The organism is Catellatospora coxensis, from assembly GCF_016862635.1.
In the GTDB taxonomy this organism is placed as follows: Bacteria; Actinomycetota; Actinomycetes; order Mycobacteriales; family Micromonosporaceae; genus Catellatospora; species Catellatospora coxensis.
Genome location: NZ_BONI01000021.1, coordinates 1 through 14527, shown reverse-complemented (window position 1 = coordinate 14527; position 14527 = coordinate 1). Strand labels below are relative to the sequence as shown.

The 14527-nt window shown below is 70.9% G+C and carries 15 protein-coding genes; 9 read left to right on the top strand and 6 right to left on the bottom strand.

Annotated features, from left to right (window positions below; genetic code table 11):
* Nucleotides 1-144 precede the first annotated feature (144 nt).
* Nucleotides 145-366, top strand: a complete 222-nt coding sequence (locus Cco03nite_RS14455; protein WP_203692587.1) for a hypothetical protein — start codon at nt 145-147, stop codon at nt 364-366.
* Nucleotides 367-379: 13 nt separating this feature from the next.
* On the opposite strand, the gene Cco03nite_RS14450 is transcribed toward Cco03nite_RS14455, so the two are convergent.
* A complete protein-coding gene (locus Cco03nite_RS14450; RefSeq protein WP_203692586.1) occupies nt 380-1684 on the bottom strand; it encodes a hypothetical protein in 1305 nt (434 codons plus the stop codon).
* 224 nt (nt 1685-1908) lie between these two features.
* Here Cco03nite_RS14450 and Cco03nite_RS14445 point away from each other — a divergent pair, with 224 nt between their 5' ends.
* On the top strand, nt 1909-2445 hold the full coding sequence (locus Cco03nite_RS14445; protein WP_239167371.1) for a P-loop nucleotide/nucleoside kinase family protein: 537 nt from the start codon (nt 1909-1911) through the stop codon (nt 2443-2445).
* A gap of 8 nt (nt 2446-2453) precedes the next feature.
* Here Cco03nite_RS14445 and Cco03nite_RS14440 read toward each other — a convergent pair whose 3' ends face one another.
* Complete coding sequence (locus Cco03nite_RS14440) at nt 2454-3272, bottom strand: helix-turn-helix transcriptional regulator (RefSeq protein ID WP_203692585.1); 819 nt, start codon at nt 3270-3272, stop codon at nt 2454-2456.
* Between the two features lie 172 nt (nt 3273-3444).
* Here Cco03nite_RS14440 and Cco03nite_RS14435 point away from each other — a divergent pair, with 172 nt between their 5' ends.
* Entirely contained in the window at nt 3445-3963 is a 519-nt protein-coding gene (locus Cco03nite_RS14435) for a cupin domain-containing protein (protein WP_239167370.1), read from the top strand.
* A 142-nt stretch (nt 3964-4105) separates the two neighbouring features.
* On the opposite strand, the gene Cco03nite_RS14430 is transcribed toward Cco03nite_RS14435, so the two are convergent.
* On the bottom strand, nt 4106-6058 hold the full coding sequence (locus Cco03nite_RS14430) for a glycosyl hydrolase 53 family protein (protein ID WP_203692583.1): 1953 nt from the start codon (nt 6056-6058) through the stop codon (nt 4106-4108).
* Nucleotides 6059-6355: 297 nt separating this feature from the next.
* Between Cco03nite_RS14430 and Cco03nite_RS14425 the strand changes: the two genes are divergently transcribed.
* Nucleotides 6356-6868, top strand: coding sequence for a hypothetical protein (locus tag Cco03nite_RS14425; RefSeq protein WP_203692582.1), 513 nt, complete (start codon nt 6356-6358; stop codon nt 6866-6868).
* A gap of 37 nt (nt 6869-6905) precedes the next feature.
* Here Cco03nite_RS14425 and Cco03nite_RS14420 read toward each other — a convergent pair whose 3' ends face one another.
* The 3 genes from Cco03nite_RS14420 to Cco03nite_RS14410 form a co-directional block, all read right to left on the bottom strand.
* Complete coding sequence (locus tag Cco03nite_RS14420; RefSeq protein WP_203692581.1) at nt 6906-7757, bottom strand: cytochrome c biogenesis CcdA family protein; 852 nt, start codon at nt 7755-7757, stop codon at nt 6906-6908.
* Complete coding sequence (locus Cco03nite_RS14415; protein WP_373314238.1) at nt 7757-8329, bottom strand: redoxin domain-containing protein; 573 nt, start codon at nt 8327-8329, stop codon at nt 7757-7759. Before Cco03nite_RS14415 ends, Cco03nite_RS14420 begins: the two co-directional genes overlap by 1 nt.
* 187 nt (nt 8330-8516) lie before the next feature.
* On the bottom strand, nt 8517-9752 hold the full coding sequence (locus tag Cco03nite_RS14410; RefSeq protein ID WP_203692579.1) for a WD40 repeat domain-containing protein: 1236 nt from the start codon (nt 9750-9752) through the stop codon (nt 8517-8519).
* Between the two features lie 290 nt (nt 9753-10042).
* Between Cco03nite_RS14410 and Cco03nite_RS14405 the strand changes: the two genes are divergently transcribed.
* The 5 genes from Cco03nite_RS14405 to dhaK all read left to right on the top strand — a co-directional run bounded on the left by Cco03nite_RS14405 (nt 10043) and on the right by dhaK (nt 14413).
* A complete protein-coding gene (locus Cco03nite_RS14405; RefSeq protein WP_239167369.1) occupies nt 10043-10831 on the top strand; it encodes a S1 family peptidase in 789 nt (262 codons plus the stop codon).
* A gap of 292 nt (nt 10832-11123) precedes the next feature.
* Nucleotides 11124-11984 carry a class II fructose-bisphosphate aldolase gene (locus Cco03nite_RS14400; RefSeq protein WP_203692578.1) on the top strand — a complete coding sequence of 287 codons (861 nt, stop codon included), beginning with the start codon at nt 11124-11126 and terminating at the stop codon, nt 11982-11984.
* The gene (locus Cco03nite_RS14395; protein WP_203692577.1) at nt 11978-12763 is read left to right on the top strand and encodes an HAD-IA family hydrolase; all 786 of its coding nucleotides are present in this window, start codon (nt 11978-11980) and stop codon (nt 12761-12763) included. Before Cco03nite_RS14400 ends, Cco03nite_RS14395 begins: the two co-directional genes overlap by 7 nt.
* Nucleotides 12760-13401 carry a dihydroxyacetone kinase subunit DhaL gene (dhaL, locus tag Cco03nite_RS14390; RefSeq protein ID WP_203692576.1) on the top strand — a complete coding sequence of 214 codons (642 nt, stop codon included), beginning with the start codon at nt 12760-12762 and terminating at the stop codon, nt 13399-13401. Before Cco03nite_RS14395 ends, dhaL begins: the two co-directional genes overlap by 4 nt.
* A 16-nt stretch (nt 13402-13417) precedes the next feature.
* Nucleotides 13418-14413 (top strand): dihydroxyacetone kinase subunit DhaK, encoded by a 996-nt coding sequence (gene dhaK, locus Cco03nite_RS14385; RefSeq protein ID WP_203692575.1) that lies wholly within the window; start codon nt 13418-13420, stop codon nt 14411-14413.
* Nucleotides 14414-14527: the final 114 nt, after the last annotated feature.

Sequence of the window (14527 nt, the reverse complement as noted above, 5' to 3'; positions counted from 1 at the left end):
CCCGCAGTGCCTCCGATCCGGACCGGCCGCCCGCCGTCACCTCATACGACGTTGGCATCGACCAGGACCTCCGGGTTCCCGTACCCTCCGATCTGGTGGGATGCGGGCTCGAGACACGTCGCCGTTCTGTCGAGTGGAGTCGTCATGTGGGTCTATGCGGGAGTGATACTGCTCGGCGGCACCGTGCTCGGACTCGTCGACGTGAAACTGGCCGTCCTGTGGCTGATCGTCACCGGCGTCCTCGTCATCGGCCGTGCCGCGCTGGTCGCCCGGGAGTCCGAGGTGCTGCGCGGCTTGACCGGCGAATGGTGGATCGCCGCCGCGCTAGTGCTGATCTTCGGCGTGGCCGCTTGCCTGCTCGCGTAGTGGTCACGCCGCATCAGGCGAACGCGCCGCCACCGGCGGTCAACCGGATGCCGGCACCGCGCCTGGCCAGCACCTCGCCGACCGTACGCCTACCGCTCTCGACGTCACCGACCAGCGTGATCGACGCCTGCCCTAGCCCGGCACCTGCAGCCGAGGCCATCGCGGGATGGCTGTATGCGAAGCCCATCGCGTCACCCTGCCACCGGCAGCGCAACGCCACGTCGAGCTCCAGCACCAGCTCGCCGAAGCGGGCCATGGACTCGCGGTCGAGATCGAACTGCAGTGTCAGCTCCCGGCTCGGCCGGGGATGAAACGGGCTGGGTCCGCAGTGGGAGGCGAGCAGCGTGCCCCGGCGTACGCCGGTGAGCAACTCGGCCACCCATACCGCCTCCAGCGGATGCACCGGCTCGCGCAGGGCCCGCAGCACGGTCGGGTGACGGCAGCCCGCCCGCGCCAGCAGCGCGGCCAGCACCGGGCCGCTGCGCAGCTCCCCCGCGAGCAGGTCGCCCAGGTGGGCGCTGATACGGGGGTCGGCCCGCCACGCCGGATCCGCCGCGTTCGCCAGAGTCAGCTCCGCGGCCGCCAGCATCGCCCGCCATCCGGGCCACGGAAATTCGCCTGAGCCGTCGTCCGGTCGCCCCGCGTCCGGCCCATGGTCGTCGCCCGGAGCGGCCACGGCACGCGGCTCGCTGCGGCGACGGAGTGTGTGGAGCGGCCAGAGGGTGTCGGTCCGCTGCCGGTGGTCCTGGTCCGCAGTGAGGTCGCCCGCCGTGTCACGGTGCCATGTGACGCCGGTGCCGCGCAGATCGCGCATGCGAAGCCAGTGACCCGCACCGGGCCAGGCGCCGTACAGGCCCAGCGACTGCGGGCGGGTGGCGTGCAACGAAGCGTCGAGCACGGGCGTCACGGCGTCCAGATCCTCTTCCTCGGACAGGAAGGCGAATCGGCACAGCAGCGCCGCGGCGGGTCCGGGATAGCGCAGGGCCGGATCGTTCAGTGCCATCGCGCGACATAGCAGGTCGAACTCGTCCCAGCGGAACACGTGCGGCACAGGATGTGCGCCGTCGTCGCTGCCCAGCGGGCCGAGCAGCGACCCAGGGCCGGTGAGTTCGAGCAGATGGAACCAGAAGCCGTACCGGCCGCCCAGCCGCAGACCGTAGCCTCCGGCCACGGGGAGGTCCACCGGCGGTCGGTCCTCGAACCAGAACGGCGGGTCCGCGCCGTCGTCGGCGGCGTCGAACTCGCGGCAGTCGGGGAGGTAGGCAGCCCACCAGACCGGATCGGCCATATCGGCCAGCAGGGACTCCGGAATGGCCATCCGGCCATGCTACGGCCTGCTTCATGACTCGGTGGAGTCGCGAGACAGCGGCCTTCTCGGGCGTCCGTGCCTCACCCGGGACCGGGCGGGTGCGGTCGGCTCTTCTCCGCCGGCCGACCCGCGCTCGGCGGCGCGGGCGGACAAGGGCTGCGGCCCGGCCGCCGTTCGCCGCCGAACCGGCGGAGGCGATGATGAGGGTTCCGGTTCGGCGAAAGCGGGTGATCATGAGGCGACCGACACTGTTCCTGACCGTGGGGCTGCCCTGCACCGGGAAGACCACCGCCGCTCGGTGCATCGAGATCGAGCACCAGGCACTTCGCCTCACGAAGGACGAGTGGGTCAAGGCCCTCTACGGCCACGACAATCCGACCTCGGCCGGCGACGTGATCGAAGGGCGGCTCATCCAGATCGGGCTGCGCGCCCTGGAACTGGGCAACAACGTCGTGATCGACTACGGCCTCTGGAGCCGCGACGAGCGCTCCGCGCTCCGCCGGGCGGCAGCGGACCTGGGCGCGGCGGCCGAGCTGCGCTACTTCGAACTCGCCCCCGCCGAGCAGCGCAGACGAGCCGACCGGCGGCTGGCCGAAGCGCCGCACACCACCTGGCCGATGTCCGACGAGGAACTCGCCGAGTGGGCCGCCTTCATCGAGATCCCCACACCGGGCGAGCTCGACGGCAGCGAACCCATCGACGACCCGCCGGCCGGGTTCGCGACCTGGGACGAGTGGCGCGAACACCGCTGGCCACCGGCGGTCTCCTGACGCCCGCCTCACGCGGCGGCAGCGTCGTCCGGGCCGGTCGCGGGCACCTGGATCACCATGAGCAGGTCGGGTTCGTCGACCAGGCGGAGCTGGAACACGTCCACGGCGGTGTCCGCGCTGTCGCCGTGCAGGACGAGGCGTGCCGCGCGGAACGGACGTACGTCGTACTCGGCCCACCACGTGGCGAACTCGCGGCTCGACCGCCGGAGCAGATCCACCAGGTAGGTGTACCGCGGGTCGCCGGGATGCTCGCCTGCCGCGATGCGGAACTGGCTGAGCACCGCGCGGGCCGCGACCTCCCAGCGCGCACCCATCACCGCACGGTTCGGCTGGTACGTGAACATCATCCACAGCAGATTGCGCCGGTCCGCGGGCAGCGTCAGCGGGTCGAGCCGCGCCTGGGCGTACGCCCTGTTCCACACCACATAGTCGAAGTGGCGGTCGTAGACGACGGCGAGGACCGTCGTATGGGCGTCGACGAGTCGTTGCAGCCGGCGGTGCGGCTGCGGCTGCGGCGCCCGGACCGGCGGTCTGGGGCCGACGAGGCGGCGCAGGTGGTGGTGCTGGTCCTCGTTGAGCCGCAGGGCGCGCGCGAGCGCGTCCACGACCTGGGTCGACGGGGTGACGTTACGGCCCTGTTCGAGCCAGGTGTACCAGGTGAGGCTGACGCCGGACAGCTCGGCGACCTCCTCGCGGCGCAGCCCCGGCGTGCGCCGCCGTCCGGGCTGCAGGTCGGGCGTCAACCCGACGTCGGCGGGTGTCACGGCCGCCCGCATAGTACGCAGGAACAGGCCGAGTTCGGCTCGACGCGCCGCCGCTTCGTCCATGGACAGTCCCCCGGTCTCGGCGGGAGAGTAGCAGCTTCTGTACCAGGACCAGGTGTCCAGGTCTCGGTAGCGTCTGTGGGGCGAGACCGCGGCGGCGGTGGACGACGTGGACGGTGGTCCGCGCGACCGGGCGCACCACCGCCGAACCTGTGCCGTTGAAGGGATGACACCGATGACTGCTGGACTTCTGCTGCCTCCCGGCGCCGGACGGCCCATCGCGGGCTCCGGCATGACCATGAAGGTCGGCGCCGAGCAGACCCCGACCTGGTCGATGTTCGAGACCGTCGTGCAGCCCGGCTTCGATGTGGGGGCGCACTTCCATCACCATGCCGAGGAGCTGTTCTACATCCTGGAGGGCGAGCTCGACCTGCTGGCGTTCCGTCCCCGGGCGGGGTCGCCGACCGCCGCGGGCGACTGGCGCGGCTGGGAGTCCGACGACGGCGCCAAGGTGCTGCGTGGCGGCGCGGGTAGCAGCATGTTCGTGCCGTCGGGGGTGCCGCACGCGTTCTTCAACCCGGGTCCCGCGCCGGCACGGATGCTGTTCCTCGTGACCCCGGCCGGACACGAGGTGTACCTGCAGGAGCTGAGTGACCTGATCGGCGGCGGCCGACCGGACCAGGCCGCGATCGCGGAGCTGCGGGCACGGCACGACATCCAGCAGCTGACCCCGCTCACGCCACGGCTGGGATAGCGGCCCGATGACGGCCTCGGATCCTACGGCGTGCCGCGGGAGCCGAGGTCGTCATCGGGTGCGTGTCAGACCGCCGGCTCCGAGGTGCGGAAGGTGGCCGACTTGATGTCAGATCCGGCCGGTCCGGACCGGTCGAACGTGGTCACGCGATGATCGGCGGGCCGAGGCGCCTTACCACGTCCACGACGGCGGTCACCGGCCCGTACGCGGTCGTGCCGTTCACCACGATCTCCCCCGGTGCGCTCGTGGCGCCGCTCGGGACCGCGTCCCACGTGACGGCGACGGGTGCGATCGAGCCGTCGGCCGTCGTCAGCACGTCGACGGTCGCGGGCAGGCGCGGCGCCCGCCGGACCGGCGTCGCGGTGTAGACCGTGTCCTGCAGCACCCGCTCGGCGTCGCTCTTGCGGTAGACCTCGACCGACCCGAAGACGTTCAGGACGGGCCAGCTGGAGTTGCCCCAGTCGACCATCTCCTGCCAGTTGGCCGGCTCCCAGACGAGCGCGCCGATGCCGCGGTTGTCCGGCAGGTCGTTGGCGATCTGGAAGACCCGCTGGTACGCGTCGGCCTGCCCCTGCGCGGTCTTCGGGTACGGCGAGTTCGGCACCGGGATCCCGTCCCAGTCGTTGGCCGGGTGGGAGGTCTCGGCGATCTCAAGCTCGTAGCCCGGGTGTGCCGCGGCGATCGCGTGCAGGTTGCGCTCGTAGTCCTCCGCGCTGCCGTGCCACTCCGGGTAGTAGGAGTGCGCGATCACGTCGATGTCCTGGCCCTTGGCCTTGAGCCGGGTGAGGAACTGGCTCCAGAACTCCAGCGTCCGGTCGAGCCTGCCGTCGTCGATGATGACGTGGGTCTCGAGCTTGATGTCGAGGCCATTGGCCGCCGACACGTCGCGGACGGCTTTGATGCCCGCGGCCTGCAGGGTCGTGAACCGGTCCCATGCCGCGTCGTACGCGGCCCGCTCGGTGGCGTCCGACGAGCCGAAGTAGTCCCACAGCAGGCCGCCGCCCGGCTGCGCGACGAAGGCGGGATCATTGTTGAAGTAGCAGGTGAAGCACCAGTCGGCCGGGTCGGCGAACCACGGCTGCGGCCGCTCGCTGCCCCAGAGGAACCCGTTGATGAGCTCGTTGCCGACGGCCACCTTGTCCGGCGTCGTGCCCTGGTCGACCAGCGCCTGGACGTAGTCGTGCGTGTAGTCGTAGACCTCGGCGGTGAGGTCCGCGAAGGACAGGCTGGTCCAGGCGGTCGGCTTGGCCTGCTTGCTCGGGTCGGCCCAGTGGTCGGAGTAGTGCAGGTCGATGCCGAGCCCCATGCCCTTGTCCGCGACCGACTTCGCGACCGCCGCGGTTCGCTCGAGACCCTGGTAGGCGGGGTCGAGGTACTCGTGGCTGCGCTCGTCGCGCGGGTCGTTGAACACCCGCAGGCGGACGTACTCCATGCCGGCGTTCTTGGCGAAGGACAGCAGGTCGACGGCCTGGGCGGGATCGTCGACGTGGTAGGTCAGGCCGTCCCTGGCCGTGTTCTGGTCGGCGTAGGACAGGTCGGCGCCCAGCACCAGGTCGTCGCGCAGGTAGTTGAAGGCCGAGAGCTCGCTGATACCGATCTTCGCGCCCGGCGAGGCGCGGGTGATGGTGACGCGCAGGTGGGCGGTGCCGGGGCGGGTGAACAGGTGCACCCCGCCGCGGCCCGGCACCCAGGAGCCGGTACGGTCGACGACCGTCGTCCAGGTGGTCCCGTCGGAGGACGCGTCGATGACGTACTGGTAGACGGCGCCCTTGTCCGGGAAGACGACCTCGACCTTGCGCACGTTGTCATAGCGTCCGCCGAGGTGCAGGGTCAGCCACTCCCCCGCTCGCTGGCGCGAGGCCAGCCACGCGGTGCCGGGGTCGCCGTCGATCGCGCGGGCGGCCTTGGCCGATGCGCTGCTGGCCGCGGCCGAGACCCAGGGCTTGCCGGCCAGGTTGCTCTCGACCGGCGTGATGGTGACGTCGCCGGCCGCCGCCGTCGCGGGCGCCGCGGTGCCGGCGACGGAGCCGGCGAACGCCACGGCCGTGGCCACGACGACCGCCAAGGGGGCACGGATGGTGTGCTTGCCGCGCATGTACATCCTCCTGGTCAACCTGCTCGAAACGCGGGCTCTACCTGACTTCTGTGCACGTTCACAGTTCAAGGTAACGATGGCGCTGCGGCTGTCAAGAGGTGATCGTGTCGCCGCCGCTTCGTCCTGATTGCTGGAATAAGCAGGTGAACATGCGTTGCGGGCAGCCGAGACGCCGGACCGGCGGAGCAGCAACCGGCCGTCCGGTCAGCCCGCGACCATCCGCTTCTGCGGGCCGAATCGCCTGTGAACGTGCACAGTGCACGTGCTCCACGACCGGGCGCACGTCCATTGCTCAGGATGCGCAGGCTCTGCACGCTGAAGGCAGTTAAGATCCGCGATGTGCGACTCCCGGAAGTCATCCCGATCAAGTATGAGCCCGGCTACCGCACTGACCGGATCGGCCGGTACGCAGGCGGACAGTTCTTCGCCGACGTCACCGGCGCGTACCGAGAAGGTGCCGTCCTCGGCGACGATTGGCGGCAGGAGCAGCGGATATACGCGGTCCTGCACCGCTTCGACGACACCGGACAGCACCTCGGCTCGGACGTGTTGTTCGCGGGCGTCAGGGCCGACGGAGACGCAGTCGAGCGGGCCGACCAGACGGTGACGGGTTGGCTGTCGGACATCGGGCCGGTCACCTTCTGCGACATCGCGATCCGGCCCTTCCGGGTCGACGTCGACGAAGTCGTCTTCGGCCTGATCGACGAGACCTCCGACGATCCGGAACAGAGCCGCAGCGGCCCATGGGCGGAGCTCTACCCGCAACGGCTCGGCTTCCACGAGCCCTGGAACGGCGAGTACGACACCTGAAGCCCTCGCCGCCATCTTCGTTCAGGCATTCAGCCGGTCATCGCCCGTACCGCCGCCGCGCCAGCGCCACCAGCGCCCCCACCGCGGCCAGAACACCGAGCGCTGCGGCAAGCCGACCCGCGCCAATGGCATCGACGGAGGCGGCGAGGGCTGTCTGTACGGTGGCGGCGGCGTCGATGACCGGGTCGGTGGTGTCCGGGTCGGCGAAGATGCGGATCTCGTACCAGCCGTACCAGGCGACATATGCCCCCGCGAGGACCATCAGCAGTCCCGCGGCGCGTGACAGCAGCGGCGCCGCGCGGCGCATCGCCCTGATCACCGGCTGCTGCGCCAGCGCGACGGCGACCGCGACGGTGCCGACGACCAGGGCCATGCCCGCCGCGTAGGACAGGAACAGCCCGACGCCGGCCGCCGTGGAGCCGGCGCTGAACCCGATGACGACGACGCCGAGGAACGGTCCGATGGTGCAGCCGAGCGACGCCACCGCGAACGACATCCCGAACAGGTACATCGGCCAGAACCGGCGCCGCAGGTCCGGTGCCCGGCCGAGCTTGGGCACCGGCGAGGCGAGCTCGCGTCCGGACAGCAGCCACCCGCCGAGGGCCACCAGCAGCAGGCCGATGACGACCGTCAACCAGGGCAGGCGCTGGGACACCCAGTCCGCGGCCGGCGCGGCCAGCAGGCCGAACGCCCCGAACACGGTGACGAACCCCGCGGTCATCGCCCCGGTCATGGCCAGCGCCCGCAGCACCGGCAGCGCCCTGCGCCCCGGTGCCTGCTGGTCGACGACCAGCAGCGACACGTATGCGGGCAGCAGAGCGAATCCGCACGGGTTCACCGCGGCCAGCACCCCGGCGGCCAGCGCCAGAGCGTAGGGGGCGTCGGGCATCAGAGCAGCCCGTCGACCTTCTGCTTCAGCTGCGCGACGGTCAGCGGACCGGAGTGGGCCACCTTCCCGGAGCTGTCCAGGATGACGTAGTAGTGCTGGCTCGGCACCTCGAAGCGCTGCCACACCTTGCCGGCGTCGTCGGCGAGCTGCGGGAACCCGTCGAGGCGGTAGTCGGCGACGAAGTCCTTCATCGCGGCGGCGCCGCTGCCGAGCCCGGCCACGCCGACGACGCCGGCCTTCCCGGCGTACTGCTGCTGCAGGTCACGGATCTCCGCGGCGTCGCCGCGGCAGCGTGGACACCAGGCGGCCCAGAACCACAGCACCGCGGGCTTGCCGGCGAGGGCGGCCGCGTCGAAGGTCTTGCCGTCGACGGTGGTGGCGGTGAACCGCAACGTCTGCGGTGTCTCGCCGGTGCCGCCAGGGTCCGGCGCGGGACTGGCCGGTGACGCTGACGTGGTCACTGATCCGCTGCTGGGAGGTGGGTCGGCCGCAGGTTCAGGGGCGTCGCTGCATGCGGCCAGGGCGAGGCTTGCGGCAGCGCAGACTGCGGCGAGAACCTTCTTCATGTCCATCGACCCTAGTCGCGCTGAGGACGGCGAAATCTTACGGCTTCGTGACATCGACTGCCGCGCACCCCCTCCACAGTGGATCGCCACGTCCTCGCAGTCGGCCTGTCGGGTCCGCTGCTCAGATCCTCGCCGTCCGGAACCCTGGCGGAAGCACCTCGGCAGGACCAACCCCCCGTCATGTCCCGAGAAGTCAGGGTTGGCCGGTCACGCGGTGCACGGACAGCCGGCCGCTGTCACCGCCACAGGCAAGCAGGGTGCCGTCGGCGGAGAAGACGACGCGGTGGGTGCGGCCGGTGTGCGACAGCGCCAGCGGCACCGGTGAAGGTGCGCCGTCCGGCAGGTGCAGCGTGGCGCCCAGCCGGCCGCCGATCGCGAGAAGGTCCCCCGACGGGGAGTACTGCCAACCGAAACAGGTGCCGTAGCGGTCGGTCCGGTACGGATCGGGCACCGCCCAGGCGAGCGTGTCCCCGCCGACGGGTAGTGCGAAGGGTCCCTCGGCGAAGCCGCCGGCAGCGACGAGGAACCTCTCGCCGGGGTCGAACCCCAGGTCCCTGATCCCGGTGCGGCCGGTGGTGCCGGAGAACGGGAACGGGAAGGGGGTGCTGTGCAGCAACTGACCGGTCTCGACGTGCCACACCTGCACGATGGAGTCATCGACGCCGAAGGCGAGGGCGAGCAGCCGCCCCGAGGGCGACAGGGCTCCGGCGCGGCACTCGGGGCGGTCGGCGACGGGCACGACCAGCACGTCCTCGCCGGTGCCGGTGTCGCGGACCCGGACCTGGTCGCCGGCATCGAACAGCAGCAGCCGCCGCCGGGTGGCGTCCTGCGCCGGCCGGGTGCAGAAGTGGTTGAACCGGGCATTGCCGAGATGCTCGTAATGTGCGAGGACCCGGGTGGTGCCGGTGGCGAGGTCGAGGTGACGGGTCTCGCCGTTGAGCGCGTATACCAAGCCGGTGCCGTCGGCGTCGAACAGCACGGCATGGATGAACGTCTGTCCCGTGGGTCCCGAGCCTGGCGCCTCGGTGTGCACGAGTCGGCGTCGGCCGGTGGCGACTTCGACGAGGTGCAGGTCGGCGCCGTACGCGTCGCGGCGCAGGGAGGCGACGGCGAGGGTGTGGCCTTGCGGGTGCAGGTCGAATGTCTGTGGACCGTAACGGTTCGGCGGGGCGCACCGCAGGACGGGCTCACCGGGCGGGGTGCCGGCCGCGTCTCGGACGTAGGCGAAGCCCTCGCGCATACGGGCCGCGGCCTCACGCGCCAGGGCGTCGCGGGCGGCCTCGTGATTGGGGAAGTCGCGGGAGCTGCACCTTTCCTTGCCGGAGCCCCTCCAGGTGCAGCGTCGCAGCCGGGCCCCGTCGACCTCGAGGCGCAGGTGCCGCGGTGTTGGCGGATCGGGGTGAGTAAGCAGCAACTGGTCGGTCGACACGGGCGGACTGTAACGGATCGCCGGCTGCGTTTCAGGCCACACCACCAGCGCGGCGGTGAGCTGCGCCTCGCGTGCGGGGCTGGTCCGCCAGGCCCCCGGTCAGCCCCGGACCAGCCGGCCGCCCTCGCGACCTTCGGTTCGCATGACCACATTGGAAGCGTCGAGATCACAACCTGGGGGCAGGTGGTCCGCGTCTATCCATAGTGAAAGCAACGTTTGTCGTCGACGCCGTCGAGGCAGTCGACGACAGACAGACGCGGGTGCTCCCGCGCAGAGCAGAGGATGAGTTCTTGGACGTCACGCTCAAGCACCGCATTCGTCGAGCCGGGCTGCTGCTCACGTCGACGGTCGTCGCGGCCGGCCTCGGGATCTTCCCGGCAGGCCCGGCACACGCCGTCGCGAACGGCGAGATCGTGCCCAACGGCCAGTTCCGGTTCGCGGTCAAACTGACCATGACCGGGATCCCGACGGCCGACGGCGGTCGCCGTAACAGCGCCTGCTCGGGTGCGCTCATCGCACCACAGTGGATCGTCACCGCGGGACACTGCTTCCGCGACTTCAACGGCGTCCGGGTGGAGCGGCCGGTCGCCGACCTGACCACCGCCACCGTCGGGCGGGCCGACCTGACCACCGACATCGGTCACGTCGCCACCGTCATCGCCGTGCGCCAGTCGCCCACCACCGATCTGGCGCTGGCGAAGCTCAGCTTCCCGATCAAGGACATTCGGCCGCTGGCCCTGAGCCGCAAGGCGCCGGAGGTCGGCGACGTCCTGCGGATCACCGGTTTCGGGTCGATCACCAGTTCCAACCCCGTGCCGTCGCCGCAGCTGCGGACCGGCCAGGTCACCGTCGTCTCGGTGACCGAACCCACCGTCGGGGTGACCGCCCTGGCACCGGCGCCCGACACCAGCGCCTGCCCGTACGACTCGGGTGCGCCGTACTTCATGGAGCACGGCAGCGGGCGGCCCACTCTGGTGTCGGTGGAAAGCGGCGGACCGTCCTGCCCGCACTCGCTGGAGGAGCGGACCTCCCGGGTGGACAACATCTCCGGCTGGATCAAGGAGATCATCCGCGGCTGACAGGTAGGCGACCGGGCCGGCTTGCTCGCCCGGTCGCCGAACCACGCCCGCCCCTGACTCTGGATGGCTCACCACCACCTCGTCGATCCCGGCGTGGGCGGCCGCGCCGGCGGCACGCTCGCGCGGCGGAGCGCACATCGCGATCATCGTCGGTCAGCACCGTCCTGCCAGGCCGAACCTGGGTGGAACCGGCGGCAGAACGCGGCTCGGGGGCGATGGGAAATGACCAAACCGCCAGCCGTTGTGGTCAATACCGGCAATCCGGACGCTTTGGCGTTCTAGTGTTCGGCGTATGGGTGTGGTCTCGCTCAAGGAGATCGTCGACCGGGCCATGCGGGAGCGCTACGGCGTGCCCGCGATCAACATCGTCAACGACCTGACGCTGGAGAGCGTGCTGGCCGCCGCTGTCGAGCGCAGGTCCCCGATGATCGTGCAGACGTCGGTGAAGACGGTGAAGTCCATCGGCTCCGACGTGCTGTCCGCGATGTGGCGGGCGATGACCGCCGGGATCGAGGTGCCGGTCAGCCTGCACCTGGATCACTGCCCCGAGCGGGCGGTGATCACCGAGTGCCTGGCCAGGGGCTGGAACTCGGTGCTGTTCGACGCCTCCACGCTGCCCGTGGCGGAGAATCTGCGCCAGACCGTCGAGGTGGTCGCCGAGGCGCGCGCCCACGGCGCCCACGTCGAGGGCGAGATCGAGGCGATCACCGGCGTCGAGGACGGTGTCGGCAGCGACGAGGCTGCCCACCGGCAGACCCTGGACGTCTCGGTCCATTTCATCGAGACGTCGGGCGTCGACGTGTTCGCCCCGTCGATCGGCAACGCCCACGGCGTCTACTCGGCCGAACCGCACCTGGACGGCCAGCGCGTCAGCGACCTGGTCGCCGCGACCGGCGTGCCGATCGCGCTGCACGGCGGCACGGGCCTGACCGATGCCCAGTTCGCCGACCTGATCGCCCGCGGCTGCGCGAAGGTCAACGTGTCCACCGCCCTCAAGATGACCTACATGCAGTCGAACCTGGCGTTCCTGCGCGAGGCCGAGACGCAGCACAAGTGGGATCCGCCGTCGCTGTTCCGGCACGTCGCCGCCGATGTCACCGCGATGGCCGCCGGCTACGCCGACCGCTTCGGCAGCACGGGGCGCGCATGGTGACGGCACTGATCTTCGACTGCGACGGCGTGCTGGCCGACACCGAACGCTACGGGCACCTGCCCGCGTTCAACCAGACCTTCGCCGAGTTCGGCCTGCCCGTGCGGTGGGACGAGCAGGAGTACGGCCGCAGGCTCGCGATCGGCGGCGGCAAGGAACGCATGGCCAGCCTGCTCACGCCCGAGTTCGTCGCCGCCGCCGGGCTGCCGGCCGACCCGGCCGGGCAGGCCGAGGCCGTCGCCGCCTGGCACCGGCGCAAGACCGCCATCTACACGGCCATGGTCGCCGCCGGTGACCTGCCGCCCCGGCCCGGCATCGCCAGGATCACCGAACAGGCCCACGCCGCCGGGTGGCGGCTGGCAGTCGCCTCGACCTCGGCCGAGCCGTCGGTGCGGGCGGTGCTGGAACATGCTGTCGGCCCGGACCGGGCCCGCGACTTCACCGTGCTCGCCGGCGACATCGTGCCCCGCAAGAAGCCCGCACCCGACATCTACCTGCTCGCCCTCGACCGGCTCGGCCTGAGCGCGCACGACGCGGTCGTCATCGAAGACTCCCACAACGGCCTGGCCGCCGCGGTCGCGGCCGGGATCGCCTGCGTGGTCACCGTCAACGACTACACCGCCGACGAGGATTTCACCGGCGCCGCGTTCGTCGTGGACTCCCTCGGCGAGCCCGACGCCGCCCCGATCACCGTGCTGGCCGACCACAGCCCGGCCACGCCCGGGGCGTACGTGACGCTGGACGACCTCGCCGCCGTCCTGGCCGGAAGGGACAGGCGATGACCGGCAACCCGATGCCGCAGGTCGAGTTCGTGGTCCGCACGATCGCGCAGACCGCCGTGGCCAACGAGAAGTACTTCGGCGACCTCGACGCCGTCGTCGGCGACGGCGACTTCGGCTACTCGCTGGCCCGCGGCTTCGAAGTCGTCCTCGCCGACTGGGACACCTTCGACCGCGCCGACGTCGCCACGTTCCTGCGCAAGATCGCAGTCGTCATCACCAGCAAGATCGGCGGCACCTCCGGGCCGCTGTGGGGCACCGCGTTCCTGCGTGCCGCCACCGCCGCCACGGCCCAGCCACAACTGGACGGCGCCACCGTCGTCGCGATGCTGCGCGCCGCCGCGGAGGGCATCCAGGCCCGCGGCAACGCCAGCCTCGGCGACAAGACCCTGCTCGACGCGCTCGTGCCGGCCACCGACGAGATGGCCCGCCAGCTCGAACTCGGCAGCGACGCCCAGACCATGGTCCGGGCCGCCGCGACCGTGGCCCGCACCAGCGCCGACGCCACCGCGCGACTGGAAGCCCGCCGCGGCCGGGCCAGCTACACCGGCGAACGCAGCATCGGCAGCGTCGACCCCGGCGCCACCGCGGTGGCCGTGATCATCGAAGCCCTCGCCGACGCCTGGCCCACCACCTTCTGAACACGGGAGCGCCGCCATGAAGAAGTTCGTCAACGACCCGCGCCAGTTCGTGCCCGAGATGCTCAAAGGCGTCGCCCTGGCCAACCCGGACACCCTGCGCTACGTCCCCGAATACAACCTCATCATGCGCGCCGACGCCCCACGCGACGACAAGGTCTCGATCATCCAGGGCTCCGGGTCCGGGCACGAACCCGCCCACGTGATGATCGTCGGCAAGGGGATGCTCGACGCGGCCTGCCCCGGCGACGTGTTCGCCGCCCCGCCGATGGACTACGTGCTGGAGACCAGCAAGCTGCTCGCCACACCCAAAGGCGTACTGCACCTGATCAACAACTACACCGGCGACCGGATGGCCTTCGACATGGGCAAGGAGATGGCCGAAGCCGAAGGCGTGCAGATCCAGACCGTGCTCATCGACGACGACGTCGCCGTGGCCGACTCCACCTTCACCATCGGCCGGCGCGGCGTGGCCGGCAACTTCTTCGTCATCAAGGTCGTCGGCGCGGCCGCCGAAGCCGGCGCAGACATCGACGAGCTGGTACGCCTCGGCAACAAGGTCAACTCGGTGACCCGGACCATGGGCATGGCCCTGACCTCGTGCACACCGCCCGCCAAAGGCTCGCCGCTGTTCGAGATCGGCGACGACGAGATGGAGATCGGCGTCGGCATCCACGGCGAGCCCGGCCGCCGCCGCGAGAAGCTCGCCAACGCCGACACCATCATCGACGAGCTCCTCGAAGCCGTCGTGACCGACCTGCCCTACGAACGCGGCGACGACGTCGCCCTGATGATCAACGGGTTGGGCGGCACCCCGATCGGCGAGCTGTACCTGCTCTACGGCCGCGCCCACCAGCAGCTCGAAGCCCGCGGCATCCACGTGCGGCGCAACTACGTCGGCGAGTACTGCACCTCCCTGGACATGGCCGGAGCCTCACTGACCCTGGTCAGACTCGACGACGAGATCGTCAAGGGTCTGGCCGCGCCGGCCGAGATCGCGATCCGCACCTTCTGACGCGCGGTGACGTTTGAGGTTTTTGGTCGCGATCGATCGTACGGACTGGCGGCGGGATGGTCAGACATCCGCATCCGAGGCGAGCCAGCGCTGCCAACTCTCTCGCTTGACGGC

Excerpts from the sequence above, each read along its gene's own strand:
- Cco03nite_RS14455 (WP_203692587.1), top strand. The coding sequence starts at position 145 with ATGTGGGTCTATGCGGGAGTGATACTGCTCGGCGGCACCGTGCTCGGA.
- Cco03nite_RS14450 (WP_203692586.1), bottom strand. The coding sequence starts at position 1,684 with ATGGCCATTCCGGAGTCCCTGCTGGCCGATATGGCCGATCCGGTCTGG.
- Cco03nite_RS14445 (WP_239167371.1), top strand. The coding sequence starts at position 1,909 with ATGAGGCGACCGACACTGTTCCTGACCGTGGGGCTGCCCTGCACCGGG.
- Cco03nite_RS14440 (WP_203692585.1), bottom strand. The coding sequence starts at position 3,272 with ATGGACGAAGCGGCGGCGCGTCGAGCCGAACTCGGCCTGTTCCTGCGT.
- Cco03nite_RS14435 (WP_239167370.1), top strand. The coding sequence starts at position 3,445 with ATGACTGCTGGACTTCTGCTGCCTCCCGGCGCCGGACGGCCCATCGCG.
- Cco03nite_RS14430 (WP_203692583.1), bottom strand. The coding sequence starts at position 6,058 with ATGCGCGGCAAGCACACCATCCGTGCCCCCTTGGCGGTCGTCGTGGCC.
- Cco03nite_RS14425 (WP_203692582.1), top strand. The coding sequence starts at position 6,356 with ATGCGCAGGCTCTGCACGCTGAAGGCAGTTAAGATCCGCGATGTGCGA.
- Cco03nite_RS14420 (WP_203692581.1), bottom strand. The coding sequence starts at position 7,757 with ATGCCCGACGCCCCCTACGCTCTGGCGCTGGCCGCCGGGGTGCTGGCC.
- Cco03nite_RS14415 (WP_373314238.1), bottom strand. The coding sequence starts at position 8,329 with ATGGACATGAAGAAGGTTCTCGCCGCAGTCTGCGCTGCCGCAAGCCTC.
- Cco03nite_RS14400 (WP_203692578.1), top strand. The coding sequence starts at position 11,124 with ATGGGTGTGGTCTCGCTCAAGGAGATCGTCGACCGGGCCATGCGGGAG.
- Cco03nite_RS14395 (WP_203692577.1), top strand. The coding sequence starts at position 11,978 with ATGGTGACGGCACTGATCTTCGACTGCGACGGCGTGCTGGCCGACACC.
- dhaL (WP_203692576.1), top strand. The coding sequence starts at position 12,760 with ATGACCGGCAACCCGATGCCGCAGGTCGAGTTCGTGGTCCGCACGATC.
- dhaK (WP_203692575.1), top strand. The coding sequence starts at position 13,418 with ATGAAGAAGTTCGTCAACGACCCGCGCCAGTTCGTGCCCGAGATGCTC.